At 52.7% G+C, this 1,093-nt stretch carries 2 protein-coding genes and 1 pseudogene; 1 reads left to right on the top strand and 2 read right to left on the bottom strand.

Going from position 1 to position 1,093, the window contains the following annotated elements; genetic code table 11:
* A partial coding sequence (locus tag EXE44_RS21165) for a hypothetical protein (protein WP_206750401.1) occupies positions 1 to 203 on the top strand: 203 nt, incomplete at its 5' end.
* A 33-nt stretch (positions 204 to 236) separates the two neighbouring features.
* Here EXE44_RS21165 and EXE44_RS16985 read toward each other — a convergent pair.
* The gene (locus EXE44_RS16985) at positions 237 to 557 is read right to left on the bottom strand and encodes a hypothetical protein (RefSeq protein WP_137706574.1); all 321 of its coding nucleotides are present in this window, start codon (positions 555 to 557) and stop codon (positions 237 to 239) included.
* Positions 558 to 841: 284 nt separating this feature from the next.
* Positions 842 to 1,093 (bottom strand): annotated as a pseudogene (locus tag EXE44_RS16980) (UDP-glucose 4-epimerase); the annotation flags it as partial.

Raw genomic sequence — 1,093 nt, 5'->3', positions numbered from 1 at the left:
CTCCCGGCTGGGGCTTTGGAGGCCTTCTCCGTCGATCCGTCAGCAGCGATTTATACGTAAGCGGCTGGGGCTTTGGCGGTGTTCACCGCAGGTCTACAGACGATTATTTGTCGCTGTTGAAATCCTATTCTCCAGACAGATTTTGCCTGAAACGTCTAGTCGCTGAAGAGTGCGAATGGAGCAAGCCCGAATGGGTGAAATAGGGACGAATACCTGTTCGATAACTCTTAGTTCAGCTATAGGTTCTCGTACACATCGAGGAAATGTGTTTCTGAAAAGTCCTGTGGATCTGACCAAGACGATTCGTCGTCGTCTTCGTTCTCAGTCCAGATTTGTATTTCTGGATCATACTTTTCGAGCATCTCAGAGTCTCCTCCGTCGTCTTCTTGCGCAACCTCACCAAATTGGGCAGCTAATATCGTGGTGAAAGCTGCGTCTTCGATGTCTGATAATAAAGCGTCGGGTTTTACCCTAAGTTCACCAACAACATTCCCATTTACTGCTACTTTTTGAAAAGTTTTGTATTCTGGTGGATCATCAGGATCTTGGCTTGGCATAGGTATTACGAATAACAGATTGACTTAAATCTTTATATAGGTCAACTCTCGTTCTGTCGGCTACAACCGGTAGAAACCAAGAACCTCGTAGTTGAGGCCGAACAATCACGTCCGCGATCCGTACCGTACCATCTGTACTGAGCGATTTGTTAGTCCTCTGTATTGACCGCTGGTGGGGCAGAATATATCACTTGTTGAGGGTTTCACCAGAGCCGGTTATTTATAAGCGAGCGGCCGAGGGTTCAGAAGCCTCCCGCAGAACAGCCGATCCCGGAGTCGGATTCTTACGAGACGATCTCGTCGATAAGCTCGCGGGCGCTGCGCCGGACCGCCGCGTCGCTCTCGATCGACGGCTCCCAGCCGAGGTCGGCCAGCTTCGCGATCGACAGGCGCATCTTCGGCACGTCGCCGGTCCAGCCGCGGTCGCCGCCGGTGTAGGCGTACTCGGGGTCGACGCCCAGCTCATCGCTCACGATGTCGGCGATGTCGGTGACGGAGGTCGTCGTCCGCGTGCCGAGGTTGTACACGTTGTACGC

The organism is Halorubrum sp. SS7 (assembly GCF_005435055.1).
Taxonomy (GTDB): Archaea; Halobacteriota; Halobacteria; order Halobacteriales; family Haloferacaceae; genus Halorubrum; species Halorubrum salinarum.
The sequence above is the reverse complement of the archived record's forward strand: the minus strand, read 5'-3'. Positions and strand labels throughout refer to the sequence as shown.